Annotated in this window: 24 protein-coding genes; 16 read left to right on the forward strand and 8 right to left on the reverse strand. The window is 65.2% G+C overall.

All coding sequences use genetic code 11. The features are described 5' to 3' along the window. Positions 1 to 737: 737 nt before the first annotated feature. On the reverse strand, positions 738 to 1,013 hold the full coding sequence (locus BRAD285_RS23280; RefSeq protein ID WP_006610739.1) for a hypothetical protein: 276 nt from the start codon (positions 1,011 to 1,013) through the stop codon (positions 738 to 740). 312 nt (positions 1,014 to 1,325) lie between these two features. Between BRAD285_RS23280 and BRAD285_RS23285 the strand changes: the two genes are divergently transcribed. The 15 genes from BRAD285_RS23285 to BRAD285_RS23355 all read left to right on the forward strand — a co-directional run bounded on the left by BRAD285_RS23285 (position 1,326) and on the right by BRAD285_RS23355 (position 16,938). Continuing rightward, the gene (locus BRAD285_RS23285) at positions 1,326 to 2,435 is read left to right on the forward strand and encodes an inositol-3-phosphate synthase (protein WP_006610738.1); all 1,110 of its coding nucleotides are present in this window, start codon (positions 1,326 to 1,328) and stop codon (positions 2,433 to 2,435) included. A gap of 79 nt (positions 2,436 to 2,514) precedes the next feature. After that, positions 2,515 to 3,042 (forward strand): histidine phosphatase family protein, encoded by a 528-nt coding sequence (locus BRAD285_RS23290; protein ID WP_006610737.1) that lies wholly within the window; start codon positions 2,515 to 2,517, stop codon positions 3,040 to 3,042. Next, entirely contained in the window at positions 3,039 to 4,139 is a 1,101-nt protein-coding gene (locus tag BRAD285_RS23295; protein ID WP_006610736.1) for a glycosyltransferase, read from the forward strand. The genes BRAD285_RS23290 and BRAD285_RS23295 overlap by 4 nt, the downstream gene beginning before the upstream one ends. A gap of 1 nt (position 4,140) precedes the next feature. After that, entirely contained in the window at positions 4,141 to 4,941 is an 801-nt protein-coding gene (locus BRAD285_RS23300; protein ID WP_006610735.1) for a nucleotidyltransferase family protein, read from the forward strand. Then, complete coding sequence (locus tag BRAD285_RS23305) at positions 4,938 to 5,702, forward strand: TIGR04290 family methyltransferase (RefSeq protein ID WP_006610734.1); 765 nt, start codon at positions 4,938 to 4,940, stop codon at positions 5,700 to 5,702. Before BRAD285_RS23300 ends, BRAD285_RS23305 begins: the two co-directional genes overlap by 4 nt. Then, positions 5,699 to 6,643, forward strand: a complete 945-nt coding sequence (locus BRAD285_RS23310; protein WP_006610733.1) for a hypothetical protein — start codon at positions 5,699 to 5,701, stop codon at positions 6,641 to 6,643. The genes BRAD285_RS23305 and BRAD285_RS23310 overlap by 4 nt, the downstream gene beginning before the upstream one ends. Next, positions 6,631 to 7,842: a phosphopentomutase gene (locus tag BRAD285_RS23315; RefSeq protein WP_006610732.1), complete on the forward strand. Its 1,212-nt coding sequence runs from the start codon at positions 6,631 to 6,633 to the stop codon at positions 7,840 to 7,842. Before BRAD285_RS23310 ends, BRAD285_RS23315 begins: the two co-directional genes overlap by 13 nt. Positions 7,843 to 7,975: 133 nt before the next feature. Next, on the forward strand, positions 7,976 to 9,088 hold the full coding sequence (locus tag BRAD285_RS23320) for an SDR family NAD(P)-dependent oxidoreductase (protein ID WP_006610731.1): 1,113 nt from the start codon (positions 7,976 to 7,978) through the stop codon (positions 9,086 to 9,088). Continuing rightward, on the forward strand, positions 9,085 to 10,146 hold the full coding sequence (locus BRAD285_RS23325; RefSeq protein WP_006610730.1) for an NAD-dependent epimerase/dehydratase family protein: 1,062 nt from the start codon (positions 9,085 to 9,087) through the stop codon (positions 10,144 to 10,146). The genes BRAD285_RS23320 and BRAD285_RS23325 overlap by 4 nt, the downstream gene beginning before the upstream one ends. Beyond that, positions 10,143 to 11,432: a TIGR04295 family B12-binding domain-containing radical SAM protein gene (locus BRAD285_RS23330; protein ID WP_006610729.1), complete on the forward strand. Its 1,290-nt coding sequence runs from the start codon at positions 10,143 to 10,145 to the stop codon at positions 11,430 to 11,432. Before BRAD285_RS23325 ends, BRAD285_RS23330 begins: the two co-directional genes overlap by 4 nt. Further along, the gene (locus BRAD285_RS23335) at positions 11,429 to 12,553 is read left to right on the forward strand and encodes a glycosyltransferase family 4 protein (protein WP_006610728.1); all 1,125 of its coding nucleotides are present in this window, start codon (positions 11,429 to 11,431) and stop codon (positions 12,551 to 12,553) included. The genes BRAD285_RS23330 and BRAD285_RS23335 overlap by 4 nt, the downstream gene beginning before the upstream one ends. Next, complete coding sequence (locus BRAD285_RS23340) at positions 12,550 to 13,677, forward strand: glycosyltransferase (protein WP_006610727.1); 1,128 nt, start codon at positions 12,550 to 12,552, stop codon at positions 13,675 to 13,677. Before BRAD285_RS23335 ends, BRAD285_RS23340 begins: the two co-directional genes overlap by 4 nt. Continuing rightward, a complete protein-coding gene (locus BRAD285_RS23345; RefSeq protein WP_006610726.1) occupies positions 13,674 to 14,762 on the forward strand; it encodes a glycosyltransferase in 1,089 nt (362 codons plus the stop codon). Before BRAD285_RS23340 ends, BRAD285_RS23345 begins: the two co-directional genes overlap by 4 nt. Continuing rightward, positions 14,759 to 15,889 (forward strand): glycosyltransferase, encoded by a 1,131-nt coding sequence (locus BRAD285_RS23350; RefSeq protein ID WP_006610725.1) that lies wholly within the window; start codon positions 14,759 to 14,761, stop codon positions 15,887 to 15,889. Before BRAD285_RS23345 ends, BRAD285_RS23350 begins: the two co-directional genes overlap by 4 nt. Then, the gene (locus BRAD285_RS23355; protein WP_006610724.1) at positions 15,886 to 16,938 is read left to right on the forward strand and encodes a UDP-glucuronic acid decarboxylase family protein; all 1,053 of its coding nucleotides are present in this window, start codon (positions 15,886 to 15,888) and stop codon (positions 16,936 to 16,938) included. Before BRAD285_RS23350 ends, BRAD285_RS23355 begins: the two co-directional genes overlap by 4 nt. Before the next feature lie 43 nt (positions 16,939 to 16,981). On the opposite strand, the gene BRAD285_RS23360 is transcribed toward BRAD285_RS23355, so the two are convergent. Both BRAD285_RS23360 and BRAD285_RS23365 read right to left on the reverse strand, forming a co-directional pair. After that, positions 16,982 to 17,515: a DUF4142 domain-containing protein gene (locus tag BRAD285_RS23360; protein ID WP_006610723.1), complete on the reverse strand. Its 534-nt coding sequence runs from the start codon at positions 17,513 to 17,515 to the stop codon at positions 16,982 to 16,984. A gap of 171 nt (positions 17,516 to 17,686) precedes the next feature. After that, entirely contained in the window at positions 17,687 to 19,405 is a 1,719-nt protein-coding gene (locus tag BRAD285_RS23365) for an acyl-CoA dehydrogenase family protein (protein WP_006610722.1), read from the reverse strand. A 362-nt stretch (positions 19,406 to 19,767) separates the two neighbouring features. Here BRAD285_RS23365 and BRAD285_RS23370 point away from each other — a divergent pair, with 362 nt between their 5' ends. After that, positions 19,768 to 20,016, forward strand: a complete 249-nt coding sequence (locus BRAD285_RS23370; protein WP_035645405.1) for a hypothetical protein — start codon at positions 19,768 to 19,770, stop codon at positions 20,014 to 20,016. Between the two features lie 36 nt (positions 20,017 to 20,052). On the opposite strand, the gene BRAD285_RS23375 is transcribed toward BRAD285_RS23370, so the two are convergent. The 5 genes from BRAD285_RS23375 to BRAD285_RS23395 form a co-directional block, all read right to left on the reverse strand. After that, the gene (locus tag BRAD285_RS23375) at positions 20,053 to 20,748 is read right to left on the reverse strand and encodes an ABC transporter ATP-binding protein (protein ID WP_006610720.1); all 696 of its coding nucleotides are present in this window, start codon (positions 20,746 to 20,748) and stop codon (positions 20,053 to 20,055) included. Further along, positions 20,748 to 21,497, reverse strand: a complete 750-nt coding sequence (locus BRAD285_RS23380; RefSeq protein ID WP_006610719.1) for an ABC transporter ATP-binding protein — start codon at positions 21,495 to 21,497, stop codon at positions 20,748 to 20,750. The genes BRAD285_RS23375 and BRAD285_RS23380 overlap by 1 nt, the downstream gene beginning before the upstream one ends. Further along, positions 21,494 to 22,786 carry a branched-chain amino acid ABC transporter permease gene (locus BRAD285_RS23385; RefSeq protein ID WP_006610718.1) on the reverse strand — a complete coding sequence of 431 codons (1,293 nt, stop codon included), beginning with the start codon at positions 22,784 to 22,786 and terminating at the stop codon, positions 21,494 to 21,496. Before BRAD285_RS23385 ends, BRAD285_RS23380 begins: the two co-directional genes overlap by 4 nt. Beyond that, positions 22,783 to 23,730: a branched-chain amino acid ABC transporter permease gene (locus tag BRAD285_RS23390; RefSeq protein ID WP_006610717.1), complete on the reverse strand. Its 948-nt coding sequence runs from the start codon at positions 23,728 to 23,730 to the stop codon at positions 22,783 to 22,785. The genes BRAD285_RS23385 and BRAD285_RS23390 overlap by 4 nt, the downstream gene beginning before the upstream one ends. A gap of 107 nt (positions 23,731 to 23,837) precedes the next feature. Further along, positions 23,838 to 25,070: a branched-chain amino acid ABC transporter substrate-binding protein gene (locus BRAD285_RS23395; RefSeq protein ID WP_006610716.1), complete on the reverse strand. Its 1,233-nt coding sequence runs from the start codon at positions 25,068 to 25,070 to the stop codon at positions 23,838 to 23,840. Positions 25,071 to 25,155: the final 85 nt, after the last annotated feature.

The following is a 25,155-nucleotide window of genomic DNA, read 5'->3' on the forward strand; positions in this document are numbered from 1 at the left end:
ATGAGCCACCATGGTATCGACGGTGATCACGAGATCAAGCGCACGCAACGTGTTTGCAAGCACGTCGATATCGGACGAGCTCACGTCGCGGGCACCGATCTCGGCGAGTTCAGCGGCCGGAAGATCGGGTTGCAATGAGAACGCGGCGACGCCGGGGCTCACCAGCGTTCGAACGAGGCTGGCCGGCAACTCGCGCCGCTTATCCCAATTGCCGACCCGCCACACCAATCCGACGGCAATCCCCTGTCGTGCCGGCAGCGCAACCGGAGGCCCTGCGGGAGCGAGATATGGCGCTGTCATGCCGACGTCGCTGCGGTCCGCGCGCAGCGCATGCGCAAGCTCCATGATCTCGATGTCGACATCGAACGTGACATCCGGCACACCATCATGCAGGGGAAGCACACGCCTCACGCCTGGAACTCGCCCGATCAATCCGCATAGCGGCGGCTGGCACCACACGACGACGTCGCGAGCGATGCGCGCCAGTGCAGGCAGAAAACGGGCAAACTGAATCGTATCGCCGAGTCCGTGATAGCAGCGGACCAGCACGGTCCGGTCGGCGAGGTCCTCGCCGCGCCAGATCTTCTGCAGATGACGCGGCCCCTCGTGCTTGGCCGGACCTCGCTCTTGGAGCGCGGAGAGATTGCAGTCGGCGATCGCCCATGCCTTCGCAAACTCCTGGGCGCGCATCGCCGCGACCCAATCGTTCCCGTCCGGGCGATGGCCCCCCGCCGCGCTCACGCGTCGCGGCGGACGAACTTGTGGAACCGGCTGATCTTCCCGTCCTTGGTGCGGTCCTGATACAGGAACGCCAGCTCGGACTCATCGAACTTGCGGAAGAATTCGTCCCAGCCGATCTCATCCAGGGATTTCTCCTTGGGGCCGAAGTCGATGCGCAGGATTCCTGCGTGACCATTCTCCTCCGTGGACGCGACGGTGGAAGGACGGCCGTCGCGCTCCTCGGCCCACTTCCGGATCTTCTCATGGTCGGTGGTTGTTGCGCTCTCGCTCATGGCGGGCTCCTCACGAGACGTGCGAGGCTGATTGTCCCTCGCTGCTGCCATCAGAACGCGAGAGTGCGCAAATCGTTCGTCGGCGGACGGCTCGATGATTTGAGCTTCTTCATCAATGAAGAAGATCGTTCCTGGGCAACGTGAGCCGATTCTAACGTAGATCAGTTCTTTCGCTCTTTTCTCGATCAAACACCGCGGCGGCGCCGGCGAGGGTCCTGCTGACAGGAACGAACATACCCTGGGCACGTTCGCCGACGTACTTAGGTTTCATTCGCGGCACATCGCGTAGCTATCGCCGGAGGACGACACTCGATGCACTCCCGTCTTCAAGACAGACGCCGTGTCCGTGTCGGTGTCGTGGGGGTCGGCAATTGCGCCAGCTCCTTCATCCAGGGCCTCAGCTACTACCGTCATGCGAAGTCCAACGAGCCTGTGCCCGGGCTGATGAATGCGGAAGTCGGAGGCTATCACATCAGCGACGTCGAGATCGCCTCCGCGTTCGATGTTCACGCCGACAAGGTCGGCCGCGATGTCGCCGACGCGATCTGGGCCCGGCCGAACAATACCTATCGTTTTGCCGACGTCGACAAGGCCGGCGTGATGGTCGCGCGTGGCCCCGTACTCGACGGCATCGGGCGCTATCTCGAGGACGACGTTCCGGTTTCAGAAGAACCGGAGGCCGACGTCACTGATGTGCTGAAGCGCTCTCGCACCGACATCGTCGTCTCCTATCTCCCGGTCGGCGCGCAAAAGGCAACGGAGTTCTACGCCGCCCGCGCCATCGAGGCCGGCTGTGGCTTCGTCAACTGCATTCCCGTCTTCATCGCTTCCGATCCGTCCTGGCGCGAGCGCTTCGAGAAGGCGGGCCTGCCCATCGTTGGCGACGACATCAAGAGTCAGGTCGGCGCCACCATCGTTCACCGCATGCTGGCCAATCTGTTCCGCGAGCGCGGCGTCCGGCTCGACCGCACCTATCAGCTCAATGTCGGCGGCAACACCGACTTCAAGAACATGCTGGAGCGGGAGCGGTTGAGCTCCAAGAAAATCTCGAAGACCCAGGCGGTCACCAGCCAGTTCGACGTGCCGCTCGAAGCCGACAACGTCCATGTCGGCCCGAGCGACCACGTGCCCTGGCTGACCGACCGCAAGCTCGCTTATATCAGGCTCGAAGGCACGACCTTCGGCGGCGTGCCATTGAGCGCCGAGCTGAAGCTGGAGGTCTGGGACTCGCCGAATTCCGCAGGCGTGGTGATCGACGCCGTGCGCTGCGCCAAGCTGGCCATGGACCGCGGCGTTGGCGGCGCGCTGACCGGTCCCTCAAGCTATTTCATGAAATCGCCGCCGCAGCAGTTCACCGACGAGGAGGCCCGACGCAGAACGCGCGCCTTCATCGACGATGCACCTCTCGACGACGCCGGCTGAAGCCCTGATGATGACCACCAAGCTTCACATGATCCGGCACGGGCATCATCCCCTGCTCGGCCGCATCCTCTGCGGCCGCATGCCGGGCGTCGAGCTCGACGATCAGGGCCTCCGCGAGGTCGAGATCTGCGCCGCGCTGATCGATCCCGCTCCCACGCTGGTCCAGTCGAGCCCACAGCTGCGCGCGCTACAGACTGCCGACATCATCGCTGGCCGCTACCGGCTTCCCGTCGAGATTGCGCCGGCCCTGGACGAGCTCGATGCCGGCGACTGGACCGGCCGCAGCTTTGCGGAGCTCGAGGCCGATCCGATCTGGCGGCAATGGAATGAGAAGCGCGCATCGAGCACGCCGCCGAATGGAGAGCGCATGGCGGCGGTGCAGCAGCGGATCGTATCTCACATCGCCCACCTCTGCGACGAGCGCCGCGGTGAATGCATCGTGCTCGTCAGCCATGCCGAGCCGATCCGAGCTGCAATCATGCATTATGCGCGGATTCCACTCGACGAGTTTCATTCCGTCGATGTGGCGCCGGCCAGTATCAGCACGCTGGTCGCGGATTCCACCGGCATCAAGCTCCACCAGGCCAATCAGAAGGTGCCGGCGTGAAGATCGTCATTTTCGGCCTGACCATCTCGTCGTCCTGGGGCAACGGTCACGCCACGCTGTGGCGCGGACTGTGCAAGAACCTCATCCGCGCCGGACACAGCGTCGTATTCTTCGAGAAGGATGTGCCCTACTACGCCGACAACCGCGACATGGCGGAGCTCACAGGCGGACGGCTGGTGCTCTACCGGTCGTGGCAGGATTGCATGCCGATCGCCGCCGCCGAGCTACGCGACGCGGATGCCGCCGTCCTGACCTCCTATTGTCCCGATGGACATGAGGCCACCGCGCTGATCCTGGATCGCGCGCGCGGGCTCAAGGTGTTCTATGATCTGGACACGCCGGTCACGCTCGACCGGCTGCGCGCCGGAGAGACTCTCTCTTACATTGGTCCGCGCGGGCTTGCCGATTTCGACCTCGTCCTCAGCTTCACCGGCGGGCCACGGCTTGTCGAGGAATATCGCAATCGGCTGGGCGCGCGCCAGATTGCGCCGCTGTACGGTCATGTCGACCCCGACGTGCATCGACCGGTTGCGCCGGAGCCGCAATACCGGGCTGCGCTGTCCTATCTCGGAACGTACTCGACTGATCGCCAAGCGACGCTGGAAGAGCTGTTCGTCGGCCCTGCCCGCGCGCGCCAAGACCTGCGCTTCCTGATCGGCGGCGCACAATATCCGCAGGATTTCCCGTGGTCGTCCAACATCTACTTCGTGCGCCATCTGCCGCCGGCCGAGCACGCCGCCTTCTTCGCGTCCTCTCGGCTGACGCTCAACGTGACCCGGCGCGCGATGGCCGAGATGGGCTGGTGCCCGTCGGGCCGGCTGTTCGAGGCGGCCGCATGCGGTGTACCGCTGCTCAGCGACAGCTGGGACGGCATCGAGCAGTTCTTCACACCCGACGCGGAGATCATCCTGGCTGGTCGCGCGCAGGATGCGCTCGCCGCGCTCACGCGTGACGATGGCGAGCTGGCGCGCATCGCAGCCCGCGCCCAGCAACGCACCCTCGACGAACATAGCTCTCAGCAGCGCGCGGCCGAGATGATCAGCCTGTTGGAACGGGCAGTCCGGCGCGCACTGGCATTGACGACACAGGAGGCCTGACATGTGGGGCATCGTCCCAGCCGCCGGTCGCGGCAGCCGTATCCAGCCCTTGGCGTTTTCCAAGGAGCTGCTCCCAGTCGGCAGCCGCAGCGACAATGGCACCGAGCGGCCCTGCGCCGTTTCGGAGTATCTCGTCGAGCGGCTGATCCTCGGCGGTGCCGACAAGATCTGCTTCGTCATCTCGCCGGGCAAATCGGACATTCTCGAATATTTCGGCGACCGCTATGGCAGCGCGCGTCTCGCTTATGTCGTGCAGCCCGAAGCCGCCGGCCTGTGCGACGCCGTCTTCCGCGCCTCGACCGTCATTGGCGAGCGCGAGGACGTGCTGGTGGGACTGCCGGACACGGTGTGGTTTCCGAAGGGCGCGCTGGCGAGCCTGCCGGATGCCGATCTGTCCTTCCTGCTGTTTCCGGTCGAGCATCCCGAATTCTTCGATGCGGTCGTGCTCGACGGCGACGCCGTCAAGGAAATCCAGGTCAAGCAGCGCGCCGCCACGTCGAACTGGATCTGGGGCGCGTTCCGCATGTCGGCCCGCGGCTTCCACGATCTCAGCACCTTATGGCAAGCCCGCAATCGCAGCGACGAATATTTCGGCACGCTGGTGAACAGCTATCTCGCTGCCGGCGGCTCCGGCGTCGGCGTCAAGGCCGGCGAGGCCTATGTCGATGTCGGCACCATCAACGGCTACCGCACGGCAATTGCGCTGCTGGCCGCGTCCCAGGACAGCGTCGAGCCGCGCCCGACGGTGCGCGCCGCGGTCCGGACCGGCGCACTTCCCACGCTTGACGGAGGCCGGGCATGACGAGCGATCTGCTCTCGCGCGACGAGATCCGCCGCCGGGTCCATGCGCTCGGGCCGTGGTTTCACAACCTCGACCTCAAGGGCGTGCCGACCGCGCCGACGCACTTTCTGGGCGACTATCCGAATGTGAAATGGCGGCGCTTCGCCGAGATCATTCCGGACGACCTCTCGGGCAAGTCGGTGCTCGACATCGGCTGCAATGCCGGCTTCTACGCCATGGAGATGAAGCGTCGCGGCGCGGCACGCGTGCTCGGCCTGGATACCGACGACGACTATCTGGCGCAGGCGCGCTTTGCCGCCGACGTCAACGGTCTCGACATCGAGTTTCGCAAGCTCTCGACCTATGATGTCGGCCAGCTCGGCGAGACCTTCGATCTCGTGATCTTCATGGGCGTGCTCTACCACCTACGTCACCCGCTGCTCGCGCTCGACCTAATTCGCGAGCACGTCGTCGGCGATCAGCTGCTGTTCCAGTCGATGCAGCGCGGCTCGACTGACGTCGACGAGATCGCCAGTAACTATGATTTCTGGACGACCGGCCCGTTCGACAGTCCGGGCTATCCCAAGATGCATTTCATCGAGCACAAATATGCCGACGATCCCACCAATTGGTGGGCGCCGAACCGGGCCTGTGTCGAAGCCATGCTGCGCAGCGCCGGCTTTGCGATCCTCGCCCATCCCGAGGAGGAGGTCTATCTGTGCCGCAAGGCGCCGCGACCGCAGCAGGACGGGCCGGTCTATCCAGCACGAGGTGAGAGATGATCGAGGCGGCGAAGATCTGGAACGAGCCGAACAACAAGTCGCATTGGGACCTGCAGCTCGATCCCGACTGGGCGCGTTTCGCCGAGACCGCGATCGCCGCCGGCAAGGCCATCCGCTCGGCACATGCGACATTGCCGCGCGTGCTCGGCGGCATCTCGCCGATCGATCCGGCCTTCATCAACAACATGAAGGCGCGCGGCGTGCTCGATCATGTCGATGCCGTCGCGGTGCACGGCTTTCCGCTGGATTGGAATCTCTGGAAGATCGACGAATGGCCCACCAAGCTGGCTGAGATCCAAGCGCTGGTCTCGGTGCCGGTCTGGGTGACCGAGGTCGGCGTCTCCTCGTTCGGCGCCGATGAGGTGCAGGCCTGGGGATTACAGCGCACCGCCGAGCTGCTGAACGGCCGTGCGCCGCGCGTTCATTGGTATAGTCTCTACGATCTGCCGACGGCGTGGGAAGCCACGACGCGGCACAAGGAGGCGGAAGGCTCATCCTACTACCGGCACTTCCATATGGGCCTGTTGCGCGAGGATGGTTCGCCGAAGCTGGCCGCGGAGGTGTTTCCGGAGCATGCCCATGGCATGGGCCTATGCCAATGGTTTCACTTCGAGGATCATCGTCTGGACGACGCCGTGCGCTGGCTGCGCCGGCTCGGCGTCCGGCACCTCCGCACGGGGCTGTCCTGGGCCGACAGTTTCCGCCCCAACGCGCTCGACTGGTTCGATCGCCAGATGGAGGCGCTGGCGGAGTTCGACGTCACCGTGACGTTCTGCTTCACGCCCGAGCATCGCGGCATCGCTCCCCATCACACCAGCCCGCCGCTGGACGTCAACGAGTTCGCCGATTTCTGCGCCGGCATGATCTTGCGCTATTGCGCGACCACCGGTGTGGCGGCTCCGCCGCCCGCGCTGCCGGAGCCGCTGCCATGCGCGCCCTGATCGTGGTGATGGACTCGGTCGGCATCGGCGGCGCGCCAGATGCGGCCAGCTATGGCGACGACGGCGCCGATACGGTCGGCCACATTGCCGATGCCTGTGCCGCCGGCCGCGCGGATAACGGTCAGCGCCAGGGGCCTCTGCAAGTCGCCTATCTGGCTGCGCTCGGACTTGGCGAAGCCTGCGAGCGCGCCACCGGCCGCAAGCCGCCAGGTCTGCAGCAGCGAGCCGGCGCCGGCGCGGCGTTCGGCGTCGCCCACGAGCAGTCGCGCGGCAAGGACACGCCATCGGGCCACTGGGAAATCGCCGGCGTGCCTGTTCCGTTTGACTGGGGCTACTTCCCCAAGACCGTTCCCGCCTTTCCGCCCGACCTGATTGAACAGCTATGCGCGTCCGCCGGGCTGTCCGGCATCCTTGGTGATTGCCACGCCTCCGGGACCGAGATCATTGCCGCGTTGGGCGAGGTCCACATGCAGACCGGCCGGCCGATCTGCTACACGTCAGCCGACTCCGTGTTCCAGATCGCGGCGCATGAAGAGACGTTCGGTCTCGACCAGCTCTATCAGCTCTGCGAAACGGCACGGCCGCTGGTCGATCGCTTCAACATCGGCCGCGTCATCGCGCGCCCCTTCGTCGGACGTTCCCACGCCGATTTCAGGCGGACAGCGAACCGCCGCGACTACGCCGTGCCGCCGCCCGAGCCGACGATCCTCGATATCGCCACCGCCGAGCGGCGCCACGTCGTGACGATAGGCAAGATCGCCGACATCTTCGCGCATCGCGGCACAGGCCGCAACCTCAAGGGCGAGAGCAACGACGCGCTGTTCACGCGCATGCTCGAGGGTTTCGCTACAATCGAGGATGGCGGTCTGCTGTTCGCCAATTTCGTCGACTTCGATACACTCTACGGTCATCGCCGGGATGTCGCGGGCTATGCCTGTGCGCTCGAAAGCTTCGATGCGCGATTGCCCGAGTTGCTGAACGTTTTGCGCAGCGACGATCTCCTCATCGTCACCGCCGACCATGGCTGCGATCCGACCTGGAGCGGCTCCGATCATACGCGAGAGAGCGTTCCCGTGCTGATCGCTAATGGCCGCAGCGCCGGACCGATCGGGGCGCGCAGCAGCTTTGCGGACATCGGCGCAACCGTGGCGCAGCATCTCGATATGGAGCCGACGCGTCACGGCTGCCCGTTCTGGTGAGCCGGCTCTGATCTACGTTATTGATGTAGGTTAGAGAAATTATTGTTTGTACGTGCGCTAGGAACCAACATTCGTTGCGCCGCTTCTCACCGGGAGAGTTCGTTCCAAAATCACTTAAAGGGAGTAGCGCGGCATGACACGTGTCCTGATTACCGGAGGCGCAGGGTTCATCGGCTCCCATACCGCCGATGCGCTGATCTCCGCAGGCTACGAGGTCAGGCTGCTCGACTCGCTCTCTCCCCAGGTGCACGGCCCGCAGCGCCAGCGTCCCTCCTACCTGCACGCCGACGCCGAGCTTCTGGTCGGCGACGTCACGGATCCGGTCGCCGTCGAGCGCGCGCTGCGCGGCGTCGACAAGGTGCTGCATCTCGCATCCAGCGTCGGCGTCGGCCAGAGCATGTACGATATCGAGTCCTACGTGCGCACCAACGAGCTCGGCACGGCGGTGTTGCTGCAGGCTTTAGCCAACCGTCCCGTGGCCCGTCTGGTCGTCGCCTCCTCGATGAGCGTCTATGGCGAGGGCGCATGCCGCGCCGCCAACGGATCGGTCGTCGCGCCCGACGAGCGCTCGCTGGATCAGCTCAAGCGCGGTGATTGGGAACTCACGGATGCGGCCGGCGGCACGCTTGAACCAATGCGGACACCGGAGACCAAGCAGCCGACGCTCAGCTCGATCTATGCCCTGAACAAATATGCACAGGAGCGGATGTGCCTGATCACCGGCAAGGCCTACGGCATCCCGACTCTGGCGCTGCGCTTCTTCAACGTGTTCGGGCCGCGCCAGGCGCTGTCCAACCCCTATACCGGCGTGCTCGCGATCTTCGCGGCCAGGCTGCTCAACGACCGTCCGCCGCTGGTGTTCGAGGACGGTCGGCAGCGGCGCGACTTCGTCCACGTCCATGACGTTGCCCGTGCCTGCGTGCTCGCGCTCGAAAGCGGTCACGCCGACGACGTGTTCAACATTGGGTCTGGCCAGAGCCGGAGCATCGTCTCGGTCGCCGAGGATCTCGCCCGTGTCATGGGGCGCTCGCAGATGACGCCGACGATCACGGCGAAGTATCGCGCCGGTGATATCCGGCATTGCTTTGCTGATATCAGCAAGAGCGAGCGGGTACTCGGCTTCAAGCCCGCCGTGCGGTTCGAGGACGGGCTCGACGAGCTCGCACATTATCTCGCCGACCAGTTCGCCGACGACCAGGCAGAGAAGGCGACCGAAGAGCTTTCGCGACGCGGGTTGGTTGCATGATGGACACGACATCGAACCAGGCTCCGATCGTGATCACCGGCGGCTGCGGCTTCATCGGCTGCAATCTCGCCGACCGGCTCGCGACGCGTGGCGATCATGTCCTGATCCTCGACAATCTCGTCCGTGCCGGCGTGCGCGAGAACGCACAATGGCTGAAATCACGCCACGGCGACCGGATCACCATCATCGTCGGAGACATCAGGGATCCCATCACGGTCATCGACACGGTCAAGCAGTCCAAGGCCGTGCTTCATCTTGCCGCCCAGGTCGCCGTGACCTCCAGTCTCGACAGCCCCGTCGACGATTTCGAGATTAACGCGCGCGGCACTCTCAATGTGCTTGAGGCCGTTCGCCTGCATAATCCTGGTGTCCCCGTGCTGTTCGCCTCGACCAACAAGGTCTACGGCCGGCTCATCGGCGACGACGAGATCACCCGTACGGGCCAGCGCTATCAGCCGATCAGTCCAGCTCTGACGCACGGCGTCTCCGAGCGGGCGCCGCTCGATCTCTACAGCCCCTATGGCTGCTCGAAGGGCGCGGCCGATCAATACGTTCACGACTATGCGCGGGTCTTCGGCTTGAAGACAGCTGTGCTGCGGATGAGCTGCATCTACGGCCCGCGCCAGTTCGGCAACGAGGATCAGGGCTGGATCGCCCACTTCGTTCTGTCGGCCCTGCGCGGCGCGCCGTTGACGATCTATGGCGACGGCTGCCAGGTGCGCGATGCGCTCTACGTCGCCGATGCGGTCGACGCGTGGCTTACGGTGCTCGATCAGATCGACACGACACGCGGACGGGTCTTCAACCTCGGCGGTGGACCTTCGAACGCGATTAGTCTGCTCGAGTTGATCGACCAGATCGGGCAACTTTCCGGGCCGGTCAATTACAGCTTCTCGGATTGGCGCCCCGGCGACCAGCCGTGGTACGTCACCGACATCAGCGCGCTATCCGGAGCGACCGGGTGGCGGCCGCGGACAAATTTCGCTGATGGCCTTCGCGGGCTGCATGGCTGGCTCGCTGGTCGCTTTGCCGAGCGGGACCAGGAGGCGCTGGCATGACCCGCGTCGCCCTGATCAACCCGAACTGGACGTTTGACGGCAGCATCTATTTCGGCTGTCGCAGCCCGCATCTGCCGATCGAGCTCGGCATCTCCGAGCATCTGCTGCGCCAAGCCGGCCACGCCACGCTGCTGCTGGACGCCCACATGTTCGACCTGTCGCCGTCGGACATCCTGGCCGAGCTCGCGCCGTTCCGGCCGGATATGATCGTGCTGACGACGGCGCCCACCTATCTGTTCTGGCGCTGCGCGCCGCCCGAGCTGCGCGTCCCGCAGGAGCTTGTGCTGACACTGCGCGAGAGCGGCGCTGTCCTCGTCGCGGTCGGCCCGCACGGCTCGACCACGCCGCGCATGACGCTGCGCAAGCTCGGCGTCGATGTCGTCGTGATGGGCGAATGCGAGCACAGCGTGCTGCGCCTCGCCAATGGCGAGCGCGACTTCGCCGGCATCTGCTTCACGGCTGCCAACGGCGACATTGTTCTCAATGGCGGACCGCAGACGGCGGCCTTCACGGATCAGCCGGCGCTGCAATGGCCGGAGGAGATGATCCGCCGGCACCATCATCACCATCACCGGTTCGAGGCGACACCCGTCGGCCCCGGCGCGGAGGTGGAGGCGTCGCGCGGCTGTCCCTATCACTGCACGTTCTGCGCCAAGGACAATTTCCGCAACGCCTATCGCAAACGCCCGCCGGCCGTCATCCTCGACGAGGTCGATCGCCTGCGCGCGCAAGGCGTCGAATATGTCTACTTCATCGACGAGATCTTCCTGCCCAATGCCGAGCTGCTGCAGGGTCTCGTCACCCGGGGACTCAAATTCGGCGTCCAGACCCGCATCGACCTGTGGAAGCCCGAGATGCTGGAGCTGCTCGGACGCGCCGGCTGCGTTTCCATTGAGGCCGGCATCGAGAGCCTGACGCCGGAGGGCCGCGCGGCGCTGGCCAAGAACTGCCGGATGACCACCGAGCAGCTCGCCGACCGGCTGGTCGAGGCGCGACGGCACGTGCCGTTCGTGCAGGCGAACCTGATCGAGATGCCGCAGGACGACGATCCCGTCGTGCAGCGCTGGCGGCAGCGGATGCAGGATGCCGGCGTATGGGCCAACGACCCGGTCCCGCTTTATCCCTATCCGGGTTCTCCCGACTATCAGAAGCTGTGGGGCGCGCCCGACGATCAGGCCTGGGAACGCGCGCACGCGCATTATCTGACGCTGTTCAGCCAGTTCAGCGACGTGCAGAACGAACGTCCCATCCCGCTTCCCGCGCTTGAGCTGCAGGTCGCGCCATGAGCACGCTCGCGGGTGTCAGCATCCTGATGACGACCGACACCGTCGGCGGCGTGTGGATCTATGCGACGGCGCTGGCGACGACGCTCGCCGCGCGCGGCGCCGACATCCATCTGGTGACGTTGGGTCCGGCCCCGCGGGCGGATCAACGCGCGATGTTGCAGGGAACGAGCGTCCAGCTTGTCGAGACGGGCCTTGCGCTGGAATGGCAGGATCCGGACGCGCGCGATCTCGACCACGCCCGCCGCGTGCTGCTCGCCCTCGAACGCGAGATCCAACCGGACCTCGTTCATCTCAACAGCTATCGCGAAGCCACATTCGACTGGCGTGCGCCGGTGGTGGTGGCGGCGCATTCCTGCGTCCATTCGTGGGGACTGGCCTGCAACGAGACCGGTTTCCTGCAGGAGTCGCGATGGCAGCGCTATCGCGCGCTGGTCGCCGAGGGCCTGCAGCGTGCCGATGCGTGGGTGGCGCCCAGCTGCGCCTTTGGCGAGGTGATCGGCCGCATCTACGAGCCGCCTCGTCCGGGCGCTCTGATCTGGAACGGCACAGCCAGCGCACGCCAAGCATCGGCGTCGAAGGACACCTTCGTGCTTGCGGCAGGACGAATGTGGGACAAGGCCAAGAATCTCCGCGTGCTCGCTGAATGCGCCGATGGTCTGCCCTGCCCGGTTCGCGTCGCAGGAGCCGGTACGGACACGATCGATGCTCCGTCGTCGCTGCAGCAGCTGGGCGAGCTTGCACATGGCGAGCTGCGCGACCGGATGAGCCGCGCCGCGATCTTTGCAAGTCCCGCGCTGTACGAGCCGTTCGGCCTGTCCGTGCTCGAGGCGGCATCTGCCGGCTGCGCGCTCGTGCTGGCTGATATCCCGACCTTCCGCGAATTGTGGCAGGATGCGGCCCTGTTCGTCGTGCCGAGCGATGTCCGCGCCCTCAGGAGCACGTTGAGCTGGCTCGCAACCGATCATCGCGCGCGCGCCACGCTCCAGGACGCGGCACGCCAGCGTTCGGCTCGCTACACGCTCAATCGCATGGCCACGTCCTACGGCGAGCTCTATGGCAACCTGCTCGCGCAGGCCGCGCCCGATCACCGTTCGAACACCCTCGCCGAGGCCTGTGCATGAAGTGCGTGCTGTTCTACCATGCGTTCTCGTCGTGCTGGAACAATGGCAATGCCCATTTCCTGCGTGGCGTCGCGCGCGAGCTGCATGCACTCGGGCACGAGGTCGTCGTCTACGAGCCGGCTGACGGTTGGAGCCGCCTGAACGCGATCAAGGACGGCGGCAACGACAGCCTGCGCGCGGTCTCCGCGCTATTCCCCGGTGTCGACGTCAGAACCTATGATGGCACGCTCGACCTCGACGAGGCGCTCGATGGCGCCGATCTCGTGATCGTGCATGAATGGAACGAGCCCGAGCTCGTCAAGGCGATCGGCCGTCACCGCATCGCGACCGGGCGCTTCGTCCTGCTATTCCATGATACCCATCACCGCGCCGTCACCGCTCCGCAGGAGCTCGGCCGCTTCGATCTTGCCGGCTATGACGGCGTGCTCGCCTTCGGCGAGGTGCTGCGCCAGATCTATCTGACCCTCGGCTGGACGTCGCGCGCCTTCACCTGGCACGAAGCTGCCGACATCGCGCTATACGGTCCGCGGCCTGATGTCATTCCCCAGCACGATCTGGTCTGGATCGGCAATTGGGGCGACGATGAGCGCAGCGCCGAACTCAGAGAATTCCTCATCGCTCCGGTCGCCGCGCTGCAGCTCGACGCCACCATCTATGGCGTTCGCTATCCGGATGATGCGCTCGCGGCGATGCGGCAGGCCGGTATCCGCTATGGCGGCTGGCTGCCCGCACACCGCGCTCCCGACGCCTTCGCCAAGGCACGTCTCACGGTACACGTGCCACGTGCTCCCTATGCGCGATCGCTGCCGGGCATTCCGACCATTCGCATGTTCGAAGCAATGGCCTGTGGCATTCCGATCGTGTCAGCGCCGTGGGATGACGCCGAGGCGCTGTTTCCGACCAGCACCTATGTGCGCGTCTCATCGGGGACCGAGATGCGCGAAGCATTGCGCGCCCTGCTATCCGATTCCGACTACGCCGCTGATATCGCCGCAAAGGCGCGCAGCACTGTCCTCGCGCATCACACCTGCCGCCATCGGGCGCGCGAGCTGCTGCAGATCGCGGAGAGGTTCAGGGACGGTGAGCCCGCGGCCGCGACACAATTCGAAGGAGCTGCATCGTGAACATCTGCTTTTTCGGCTCCAGTCTCGTCTCCTCCTACTGGAACGGCGCCGCCACTTATTATCGCGGCATGTTGAAGGAGATCGCAGCGCTCGGCCACCACGTCACCTTCTACGAGCCGGATGCCTTCGAGCGGCAGGCGCATCGCGACATCGGTGATCCCAGCTGGGCCAGGGTCGTCGTATATCCGGCGACACCGGACGGATGGCAGCGCGCGATCGACGAGGCGGTGCAATCGGCGGATCTCCTGGTCAAGGCCAGCGGCGTCGGCGTATTCGACGCCGAGCTCGAGAACGCCATTGCGACGGTCCCGACCGAGGCCCTGCGCATCTATTGGGACGTCGACGCGCCCGCGACCCTGGACGCCATCGCCGCAGATCCGCAACATCACCTGCGCAAGGCCATCCCCCGCTATGACGCGGTCCTGACCTATGGCGGCGGCGATCCGGTCGTGCGCGCCTATCGTCTTGCCGGCGCCCGCGATTGCGTGCCGATCTACAACGCGCTGGATCCCGAGACGCATCATCCCGCGCCACGGCGCGCTGAGTTCGACTCCGATCTCAATCTGCTCGCCAACCGGCTGCCGGATCGCGAGGCGCGCATCGAGCGCTTCTTCATCGAAGCTGCAGCGCAACGTCCACAGCAGACGTTCGTGCTCGGCGGCTCGGGCTGGCACGACAAGCCGATGCCGAGCAACATCCGCGCTGTCGGCCATGTCGGAACCGCCGATCACAACGCGTTCTTCTGCTCGGCCCGCGCCACCCTGAACGTCAATCGCGACAGCATGGCAGCCTACGGCTTCTCACCGCCAACCCGTGTGTTCGAAGCCGCAGGCGCCGGCGCGTGCCTGATCACGGATCAGTGGGAGGGCATCGATCTGTTTCTCGAAACGGACCGAGAGGTCCTGGTCGCCGCCGACGGCGCCGCGGTGGCGGCGCATCTGGACGCGCTGTCTCCCGAGCGCGCGCACGCCATCGGCGAGCGCGGCCGCGCCCGAGTCCTGGCGCACCACACCTATCGACAACGCGCCCATCAGTTCAACAACCTGCTCGAGGGCATGAGCACCCGCATCGAGGCCGCAGAATGAACCTGAACATCGTCGTCATCGGATTGTCGGTCACATCGTCCTGGGGCAACGGCCATGCCACGACCTATCGTGCGCTGCTGTCGGCGCTCGCGCGGCGCGGCCACAGCGTGACATTTCTGGAGCGCGACGTGCCCTGGTATCGCGAGCACCGGGACCTCACCGATCCCGCCGGCTGGAGCGTGAAGCTCTATCAATCACTACAGGATCTGCCCCGGCTGTTCGGTGCAGCGATCCGCGACGCAGACCTCGTCATGGTCGGCTCCTATGTTCCGGACGGCATCGCCATCGCCGACTGGGTGACCTCGCACGCCCGCGGCGTCACCGCCTTCTACGATATCGACACGCCCGTGACCCTGGCGCAGCTCGAGCACGGGCTCGACTATCTGTCGCCGGCGATGATCCCGCGCTTCGATCTTTATCTGTCGTTCTCGGGCGGCCCGGCGCTGGCGATGATCGAGGATCTCTATGGCAGCCCGCTCGCACGCGTTCTCTATTGCAGCGCGGATCTCGAGCTGTATCAGCCGCGCGAGACGCCGGAGCGCTGGACGCTGGGCTATCTCGGCACCTACAGCGCCGACCGTCAGCCGCAACTCGACCGCTTCCTGATCGAACCGGCGCGCGGACTTGCAGATAATGATTTCGTGGTCGCCGGCGCGCAATATCCCGACGCGATCACCTGGCCTGCCAATGTCGAGCGCATCGCGCATCTCGCGCCGCGGCAACACGCCGAGTTCTTCTCCGCGCAGCGCTTCACGCTCAACGTGACGCGGGCGGATATGCGAGCCCTCGGCTTCTCGCCGAGCGTGCGGCTGTTCGAGGCGGCCGCCTGCGGCACGCCGGTGCTGTCCGACCACTGGCCCGGGCTCGAGACGATCTTCGTGCCGAACAGCGAGATCCTCGTGGTGTCCACACCGCAGGACGTCACCAGCATTCTGCAGGAGATGCCGGAGGACACGCGTCGCGGCATCGCCGAGCGCGCCAGCCGTCGCGTCCGCCGCGACCACACGCCCGATCATCGCGCCCGGCAGCTCGAGGATTACTACCGCGAGGCGCTGGCACGTCGGGCGCGCCCGGCGAAGACCACTGCGACCGAAGCCCCCGTCGAACTGAAACTGGGATTGTCATGACCATTCAGATCTCCATCCCCACCCGACGCTCTCTCCGTACGCTCGTTGCCGGCGGCGCGGGTTTCATCGGCTCGCATATCTGCGATACGCTGCTCAGGCGCGGCGACACCGTCATCTGCATCGATAATCTGCACACGGGGTCGGTGCGCAACATCCGCCCTCTGCTCAATCATCCCAACTTCAGCTTCATCGAGCACGACGTGCGCGAGCCGCTGGAGATCGAGGGTCGGCTCGACCGCGTCTACAATTTTGCCTGCCCGGCGTCGCCGCCGCACTATCAGCAGGATCCGGTCGGCACGATGAAGACCTGCGTGCTCGGCACGCTCAATCTGCTGGAGCTGGCGCAGCAAAAATCCGCACGCATCCTGCAGGCGTCGACCAGCGAGGTCTATGGCGACCCGGAAGTGCATCCGCAGCCGGAGAACTACGTCGGGCACGTCAACACGATCGGCCCGCGCGCCTGCTATGACGAAGGCAAACGCGCCGCCGAGACCTTGATGTTCGACTATCAGCGCATGTACGGGACCGAGATCAAGGTCGCACGCATCTTCAACACCTACGGTCCGCGCATGCACGAGAATGACGGCCGGGTGGTTTCGAACTTCATCGTGCAGGCGCTGCGCGGCGCGCCGATCACGGTCTATGGCTCCGGCAATCAGACGCGCAGCTTCTGCTTCGTGGATGACCTCGTGCGCGGGCTCGAGATGCTGATGGAGAGTCCCGTCTCGGTCACCGGCCCCGTCAATCTCGGTAATCCGCACGAGATGAGCATCGAGGCGATCGCGCGCGAGGTGCTGACCTGCACGCGATCCAGCTCGACGCTGGAGTTCAAGCCGCTGCCGGTCGACGATCCCAAGCGCCGCAAGCCGGTGATCAGCACGGCCGAGCGCCTGCTCGGCTGGCGGCCGCAGATTCCGCTGCGCAAGGGGCTGGAGGCGACGATCGCCTATTTCGCGCTGGAAGTCGCCGGGCGTGGCCCCTCTGGTCCCGAGAAGCGGCCGCAACGCCGGCAGGGCCGCGCGCAACTCGCCATCGCCCGGTCGCCGTAGGAAGAAGTTGGTGCCCGGATCGAACCGGGCACCATGCAAGCGATCACTTGCCGAGCGATTTGGCCATGTCCAGATGCTTCTGCAGCACCGGAACGGTCTGCTGGGCGAAGTCCGAGAGCGGTGAGTTCGCTGCCGCTTCCTTCTGGTACTTCTTAATATCCTTCTCGTGATCGCTGACCATCGCTTTCGCGAAGGCGCGGTCGAAGCGGTCGCCGGACATTCCTTCCAGCTTGTTGTAGATCGCCTGCTGCTGCTTGTTCGGCTCGGACGGCACTTTCATGCCGTTCTGGCTCGCCAGTTGCTGAGCCTTCTGCAGATGCTCGCCATGATCCTGCTGCAGCGCCTGCCCGAACTGCTTGACCTGATCGCTTTGGCCCTTCTGCTGCGCCAGCTTGCCCATATTGACCTCGGAGAGATCGCCCTCGATCGCCTCGGTTATGAAATGCTGATCCTTGGCCGGCGACTGGCCCTTTGGGGCAGCTACGGCGCCGCCGGCCATGAGCAAGCTCATGACGCAAGCGGTTGTGAGGGCGGGCAAGGTTTTGTTGCGAACAGCGCCGATTGTCTTGGTCATCATCGATCTCCGGGTTGGAAGCCTGTGTTGCGACTGCAAGAGTCGCGGCCCGGGATGGTTCCTATGAGGTACTGGCCATGGCGAACCAGGTTTGGCGCGCTGGATCGAGACAACGCGCAGCACCCCGGTGCCGACCACCACGCGAGGCGGCCCGATTTCGATCTGTCGATCCGCTCAGATCAACGTCGAAAAACCATCCAGCGACGCAGCGCCTCGGGTAGCCATCGCGGCATGGCATCGCGCCCGCGCGAGGAGGTCATCGATCAGGAAACGGCCGAGTGTCCGCAACCGAACGCACGCCGGCACGGCTCCGTCGATCGCGGCGAGCCGTGCGGCCGACCAGCCGAGCGCAGCATCGATCGCGAGGTGCAGAAAGGCCGTAGCACCAGCCTCGCCGTCGCGCGGCCGATCCGTCATGCGCGCGAGCTGCTGCGCCGTCGTCTCCAGCAGTTCGACGATCTCGCCTGCGGCGTTGGCTGCCTCCGTGTCGCGCGACGCGAACACGGCGATGTCAGCGTTCGCTCGTGTCAGAAACACACGCAGTCCCTCGCCGCCGTCCTTCCATAACCGGCGATGCAGCAGATCAAGCCCCTGCATTCCAGTGGTCCCCTCGAAGATCGGCAGCACGCGGGAGTCGCGCAGCAGCTGCTCGACGGGCCAATCCGTCGTATAGCCGGCGCCGCCGAGCACCTGGATGGCGCTGTCCGCGGTCGTGAAGGCAAGCTCGCCGCCGAGCGTCTTGATGATCGGCAACAGCCATTGAGCCAGCGCCGAATGATCGCGCCGTGCCTCCGCATCGGTCTCGGTCCGCGCGAGATCGGCTTCGACCGCGGCGACATAGATCAGGGCCCGCGCGGCCTCGACATTCGCCTGCATCGACATCAGCATGCGCTGAACGTCAGCATGCGCCGTAATCGGCAATGGCTGCGCGCCGGATCCGCCCTGAAGGCGCTGGCGCGCATAGCTGAGGGCAGTGTCGGCCGCCGCCGATGCCATGCCGAGGCCCATGGCACCAACCGCCATCCGCATGTTGGTGATCATCACGAACATCTGCGACAGGCCTCGGCCTTCCTCTCCGAGCAGATAGCCGGTGGCATTCTCGAAGCCCATCGCGCAGGTCGGAGACAGATGTAGGCCAAGCTTGTGCTCGATGTTGCGGACAACGACTCCGTTGGCCGCGCCATCGATGCGATCGGGAACGAGGAAGAGCGACAGTCCCTTGGCGCCGTCGGTGCGCGCCAGCAGGCAATGCACGATGCGTCCGGTCAGATCGTGGCCGCCGAACGAAATCCATTGCTTCTCGCCAGTGATCGACCAGCACCCGTCGCCGCGGGCCACGGCCTTGGTCCGGATGCGGCTGGCATCTGAGCCGGCGCCCACTTCGGAGATGCAGATCGTTGCGCCCCACTCGCCTGCGACCAGCTTCGGCAGCCATTCCGAGCGGATGCTGTCGTCCGAGGTCCAGGCATCGATCAGCCTCACGGCGGAGCGCATTGGCACCGGCAGCATGCCGAACGCGGCGCAATGACGATCGAACACCTCCTGCACGGCGACGGCCATCACCAGCGGCAGCCCCTGGCCGCCAAGCTGCTCCGGGAGGTCCAGCGCAATCCAGCCGCCCTCCGCATAGTCGCGCCAGACCTCGCGGTGCAACTGTGAGGTCGCGACAGCGCCATCCGTCAGCCGCGGTGCCGCACTGTCCGATTGCGCGTTGAGGGCCTCGAGCCGATCGGCCGCAAAGGCTGCCGCCTGCTCGAGAATGGCTGCGATCGTCTTGTCAGTCGCTTCGGCAAAGCCGGGCGACAACTCGCGCAGCCGGGCAAGACCCGGCAGGGCCGCGAGCTGGATTTGAAGGCTGGTACAGTCGATCGGCGGAATGCTGGCGCGGGTCATCGGGAGCTATTCGTGGCGGGTTCCAGAGCAGCCTTTCCTGTGCCAGGGCGCGGCATGCCCTGGCAATCCGCCGATAGTCTCGCCGAATCCGCACCACAGATGTTGCAGATCTCATGCGAACGAGTCGCAAACGCGCCGCCCCGCTTGAGCCACGATGACTTCGACATTCTGAGGGCTGCCACGCTCCACCCGCAAACTATCGACACGACCCTTCCGTCGGTGCCGTGAGAGCATTTCACTGCATGAGCAAGCGCCGCCTTTGGGGGAAAGACCCGCGCGGGGGAGACACGGAACCATCCTGAACTCCGCGACATTGAGGCTTGGCATTCGAGCAATCGCACTCCGCAAACCGGGAGACAATCATGAGCGACGATCCCGCACTCCCGCCGTTCATCTATGAGGGGCTCTATCCCGCCGAGGGAAAGGCATCCGCGATCGCTTCGTTCGCCGATGTCGTCAGGCGGGCCGCAACGCAGGTACGCCACGCGGTGGACGCAGGACAGAAGCCGGGAATGCCGCTCCACGTCTTGCGCAACGTCGCCCGCGAGGCTCCACTTTCTTCTCTGCTGATCGCGTTCCTTCTTGGCGCGGCGATTGCCAGGCGCGGGTAAATGCCGCCCGCCGACGTCACCGCTCTTGAGGAGACATCACACTTCGAGCCACTCCTGGCGCACGGCGGCGTCGGCCTTGAGCTGGTCCGGCGTTCCCTGGAACACGACGCGGCCGTGGCCCATGACATAGACGCGCTTGGAGATGCGCATCGCAATCGAGAGCTTCTGCTCGACCAGCAGGATCGCGACGCCGGCCGCCGCGATCCGCGCGATCAGGTCGCCGACCTGCTGCACGATCAGCGGCGCCAGCCCCTCGGTGGGCTCGTCGATCATGATGAGGTCAGGATCGCCCATCAGTGTCCGGCAGGTGGTCAGCATCTGCTTCTCGCCACCCGACAAAACACCGGCCGGCGTATCGGCGCGCGCGGCGAGATTGGGAAACATGTCGAGCATGTCCTGCAGGCGCCACTTGCCCGGACGCCTGATATCCTTGATGCCGAGCACGAGATTCTGCCGCACAGTAAGGCTCGGGAAGATGTCGCGATGCTCGGGCACGTAGCCCAGTCCAAGCCGGGCGATCTTGTAGCTCGGCAGGCCTGCAATGTCCTTGCCCTTGAAGCGGATCGTGCCCTGCGGGCTGACCTCGCCCATGATCGCCTTCACGGTGGTCGAGCGTCCGACGCCGTTGCGGCCGAGCAGGCTCACCACTTCGCCCGCGGCAACGTCGAGGTCGACGCCCTGGAGGATGTGGCTCTTGCCGTAATAGGCGTGGAGGTTCCTGACTTCGAGCATCAGTGGGCCTCCTCGCCGAGATAGGCTTCCCGCACCTTCGGGTCGCGCCGGATCTCCTCCGGCGTGCCCGACGCGATGATGTGGCCATAGACCAGCACCGAGATGCGATCGGCGAGACCGAACACCACGCTCATGTCGTGCTCGACGATCACCAAGGTCCGCCCCTCGGTGAGCCGCCGGATCAAGGCCACGGCGCGCTCCGTTTCCGCGTTGCTCATGCCGGCGGTCGGCTCGTCGAGCATGACCACCGTCGCGCCGCTCGCGATGGTCACGCCGATCTCGAGTTCGCGCTGCTCGGCATAGGTCAACAATCCCGCAGGAACGTCGCGCCGGTGGGTGAGATGGATGTCGTCGAGGATCTCCGCGGTCCGCTCGCGCACCTCCGGCAGGCTGTCGACATTCTTCCAGAACGCGTAGCGATGCCCGATGGCCCACAGCACGGCACACCGAACGTTCTCCCACACCGTCATGCGAGAAAACACGTTGGTCACCTGGAACGAGCGCGACAGGCCGCGGCGATTGATCTCGAACGGCCGCAGGCCCGAGATGACCGTGCCGTTCAACCTCACCTCGCCCGAGGTCGGCCGGATGTGCCCGCTGATCAGGTTGAACGTCGTGGACTTGCCGGCGCCGTTCGGACCGATGATGGCGTGGCGCTCACCCCTGTTGACGCTGAGATTGAGGTCGCGAATGACGCTGACATTGCCGAAGCGCTTTTCGACGCCGCGGACTTCGATGGCTGCTGTCATGCCAGATACCCCCGGTCACGCGCCACGGTGGCGGCCCTATCCCAGGCTTCGGCGATCCGCTGCCAGGTCAAGCGTGCGACAAGGAAGCCACCGACCACCAGGACTGCGGCGACAGCCCACGTCACCGGCGATTGCGGATTGAACGCCACGCCGAACAGGTTGATCGCGTCGCCGCCGGAGTAGCGCGCGACGGTCTCGATCGTCAGGATGACGCCGCAGGCGAGTGCGGCAGTCGGCACGACCGCCAGGAGATAGGACGGGATCACCATTCCGAGTGTGCGGGCCCGGACCAGCGGCCGGTGCATCATCAGCAGGCCGGCGATGCCGCCGGGCGAGAACATTACGATGCCGATGAAGATGATGCCGAAATAGAGCTGCCACACGCTAGTGAGGCTCGTCAGCCCGAGTTGGAGATAGGTCACCAGGATGGCGCCGAGAATCGGACCGAAGAAATAGGCGGTGCCGCCGATGAAGGTGGAAAACAGCACGAGCCCCGACTGGATCGCGCCGAGATAGGCGGAATTAGCAATCTCGAAGCTGATCGCCGCGAGGCCCCCTGCGACGCCCGCGAAGAAGCCGGCGAAGCAAAAAGCGAGATAGCGGACGACGTGCGGGTCGTAGCCGATGAACTGGACGCGCTCGGGATTGTCGCGAACGGCGTTGCTGATCCGCCCCAGCGGGGTCCGGGTCAGCGCGTACATCGCGATCGCCGACAGCACCAGCCAGAACGCGATGAGGTAATAGACCTGGATCTGCGGCCCGAAGGTCCAGCCGAACATGCGCGGCAGAGCCGTCCGGTCCGTGGTGATGCCGGCTTCGCCGCCGAACACCGAGCGCAGGATCAGCGACGACGACGCGACGAGCTCGCCGATCCCAAGCGAGATCATCGCGAACACCGTGCCGGCCCGCTTGGTCATGACCCAGCCGAGGAGGATGGCGAAGGCAAGCCCGCCCAGCCCGCCGAACAGCGGGATGAACGGCAGCGGAATCGGCCAGCCATGCGCGACCACCGCGTTCATCATATGGCAGGCGGCAAAGCCGCCCAGGCCATAGTGAACCGCATGGCCGAACGACAGCAGCCCTGTCTGGCCGAGCAGGATGTTGTAGGAGAGCGCAAAGACGATCGCGATCCCGATCAGGCTGAACGAGGTCAGCGATCCGCCCGAGCTGAACAGCAGCGGCAGGATGATCAGCACGGCAATGCCGAGCAGCCAGATGGCGTAGAAGCGGAGGTGAGATCCGGCTGACCGCGCCGACACCGGCGAGGCCGAAGTTACTGCTGCGGTCATGATTCACGCGTCCCCATCAGGCCCACGGGGCGCACGATCAGCACCAGCACCAGCAGCAGGTAGGGCACGATCGGTGCGACCTGCGCGATCGTCACGTTCCAGATGTCGGTGAGCACCGATGACCCGGCGGAGGGATCGAGCGGGCCGAAGGCGCTCGCCAGCGAACCATTCAAGGCCACCGCAAAGGTCTGCACCAGGCCGATCACCAGCGAGGCGATGAACGCACCCGGCAGCGAGCCGAGGCCGCCGAACACGATGACCACGAACAGGATCGGCCCGAGTGCCGCGGCCATGTCGGACTGTGTCACCAAGGCCGGACCGGCGATCACGCCGGCGAGACCGGCCAGCGCGCTGCCGACGCCGAACACCACCATGAAGACGCGGCCGACATTATGGCCGAGATGGCCCACCATATGAGGATGCGTCAACGCCGCCTGCACGATCAGGCCGACACGGGTGCGCTTGAGCACGACCAGCAGCACCACGAAGATCGTGACCGACACCGCCAGCATGAACAGCTTGTAGGCCGGATAATTGGTCGAGAAGATCGTGAACGCAGGAAAATCCAGCAGCGCCGGCACGCGATAATCGAGCGGGGTCTTGCCCCAGATCATCGAGACGATTTCCTCGATGGCGAAGGCAAGACCGAAGGTCAGCAGCAGCTCGGCGACATGGCCATGCTTGTGCGTGTTGCGCAGGCCGTAGCGCTCCACCGCCATGCCGATGGCGCCGACAAGGAGCGGCGCCAGCAGCAGCGCCGGCCAGAAGCCGAGCCATTTGGTGAGCTGGAAGCCGAAAAAGGCGCCCAGCATGTAGAAGCTGGCATGGGCGAAATTGAGCACCCCCATCATGCTGAAGATGACTGTCAAGCCGCTCGACAGCAAAAACAGCAGCATGCCGAACAGCACGCCGTTGAGGGTGGAGATGACGATGAGTTCAAGCACGGCGCACTCGCGAATGTCGGGCTTCGATGCCCTGGCCGCTCAGTCCGGGTCAGATCGGCGGACGACCTCCCGCGCGGTGGAACCGCGCGGGAGGTCAGCACGGATGGTTAGGGCCGCGTCATCTTGCAGGTCGTCGACACCATGGCCTGGGGCGTATCGACCTTGGTGACCAGATGCCATCCCCAGCCGGTGTTCTCCTCGTCGAACGGCTCGTTCGCCGCGAGCTTGCCGAAGGACGAGACGTAGATCGGCTGGAAGAACTGGTGGTCATCCTTGCGCATGATGCCGGTGCCGCCGTCCAGGACCTCGAACTTGAGATCCTCGAGCGCTGCGGCCACCTTCACCGGATCGACGGAGTTGGCCTTCTCGGCCGCCGCCTTGAACATGCGCATCTCGTTGACCGCGCGCGGATACCACAGCGACAGGTTGACCTTGGCGCGGAACGCCTTTTCGTAGTCCATCGCCGCCTGATTGCCGGAGTTGGCGAAGCCTTCGGTCAGCTGGAACACCTGATGATCGAGGCCGGTCTGCTTGATCGCGGTCGGACCGCCCGCGCCACCCGCGTAATACGTGTACCAGTTGACCTTCAGGCCGGCATCGGCCGCGGCCTTGAGCAGCAGCGCGATGTCCTGGCCCCAATTGCCGGTGATGACGCTGTCGGCGCCGGACGCCTTGATCTTGGCGACGTAGGGCGAGAAGTCCGTGATCTTCAGCAGCGGATGCAGCTCGTCACCGACGATCTGGACGTCGGCCCGCTTCGCCGCCAGCATCTTGCGCGCGTCGCTGCGCACCGACTGCCCGAACGAATAGTCCTGGTTGATCAGGTACACCTTCTTGATGGACGGAATGTCCTTCATGTAATTGGTGAGCGCCTCCATCTTGATGTCGGAGCTCGCGTCCCAGCGGAAATGCCAGTAGCTGCACTTCTCGTTGGTCATGCTCGGATCGACCGCGGCATAGTTGAAATACAGCACTTCCTTGCCGGGATTGCGCGTGTTGTGCTTGGTGACGAAGTCCTCCAGGGCGAGCCCGACGGACGAGCCGTTGCCTTGCGTGATGTAGCGAACGCCGGCGTCGATCGCCTTCTGGGCCTGGACCAGGCTCTCCTGCGGATTGGTCTTGTTGTCGAACGGCACGATCTCGACCTTGCGGCCGAGAATGCCGCCCTTGGCGTTGAGCTCGTCGGCGAGATATTGGAAGGTCTTCAGGCCGCCCTCGCCGACGCTGGCGCCGCCGCCGGACAGCGGATCGATATAGCCGATCTTGATGGTGTCCTCCGCCTGCGCGGCGTGGCCGAGCATGGGAGCGATCAGGGCAATGGCCAAAGTGAACTTGCGCATATTCTTGTTTCCTCACTGGCTGTCGACTTCAGTCGATCGATGCGCATGACGCGCAATTTGAGAAGGCACTGAGCAGAATAACGGA

This window comes from Bradyrhizobium sp. ORS 285 (assembly GCF_900176205.1).
Taxonomy (GTDB): domain Bacteria; phylum Pseudomonadota; class Alphaproteobacteria; order Rhizobiales; family Xanthobacteraceae; genus Bradyrhizobium.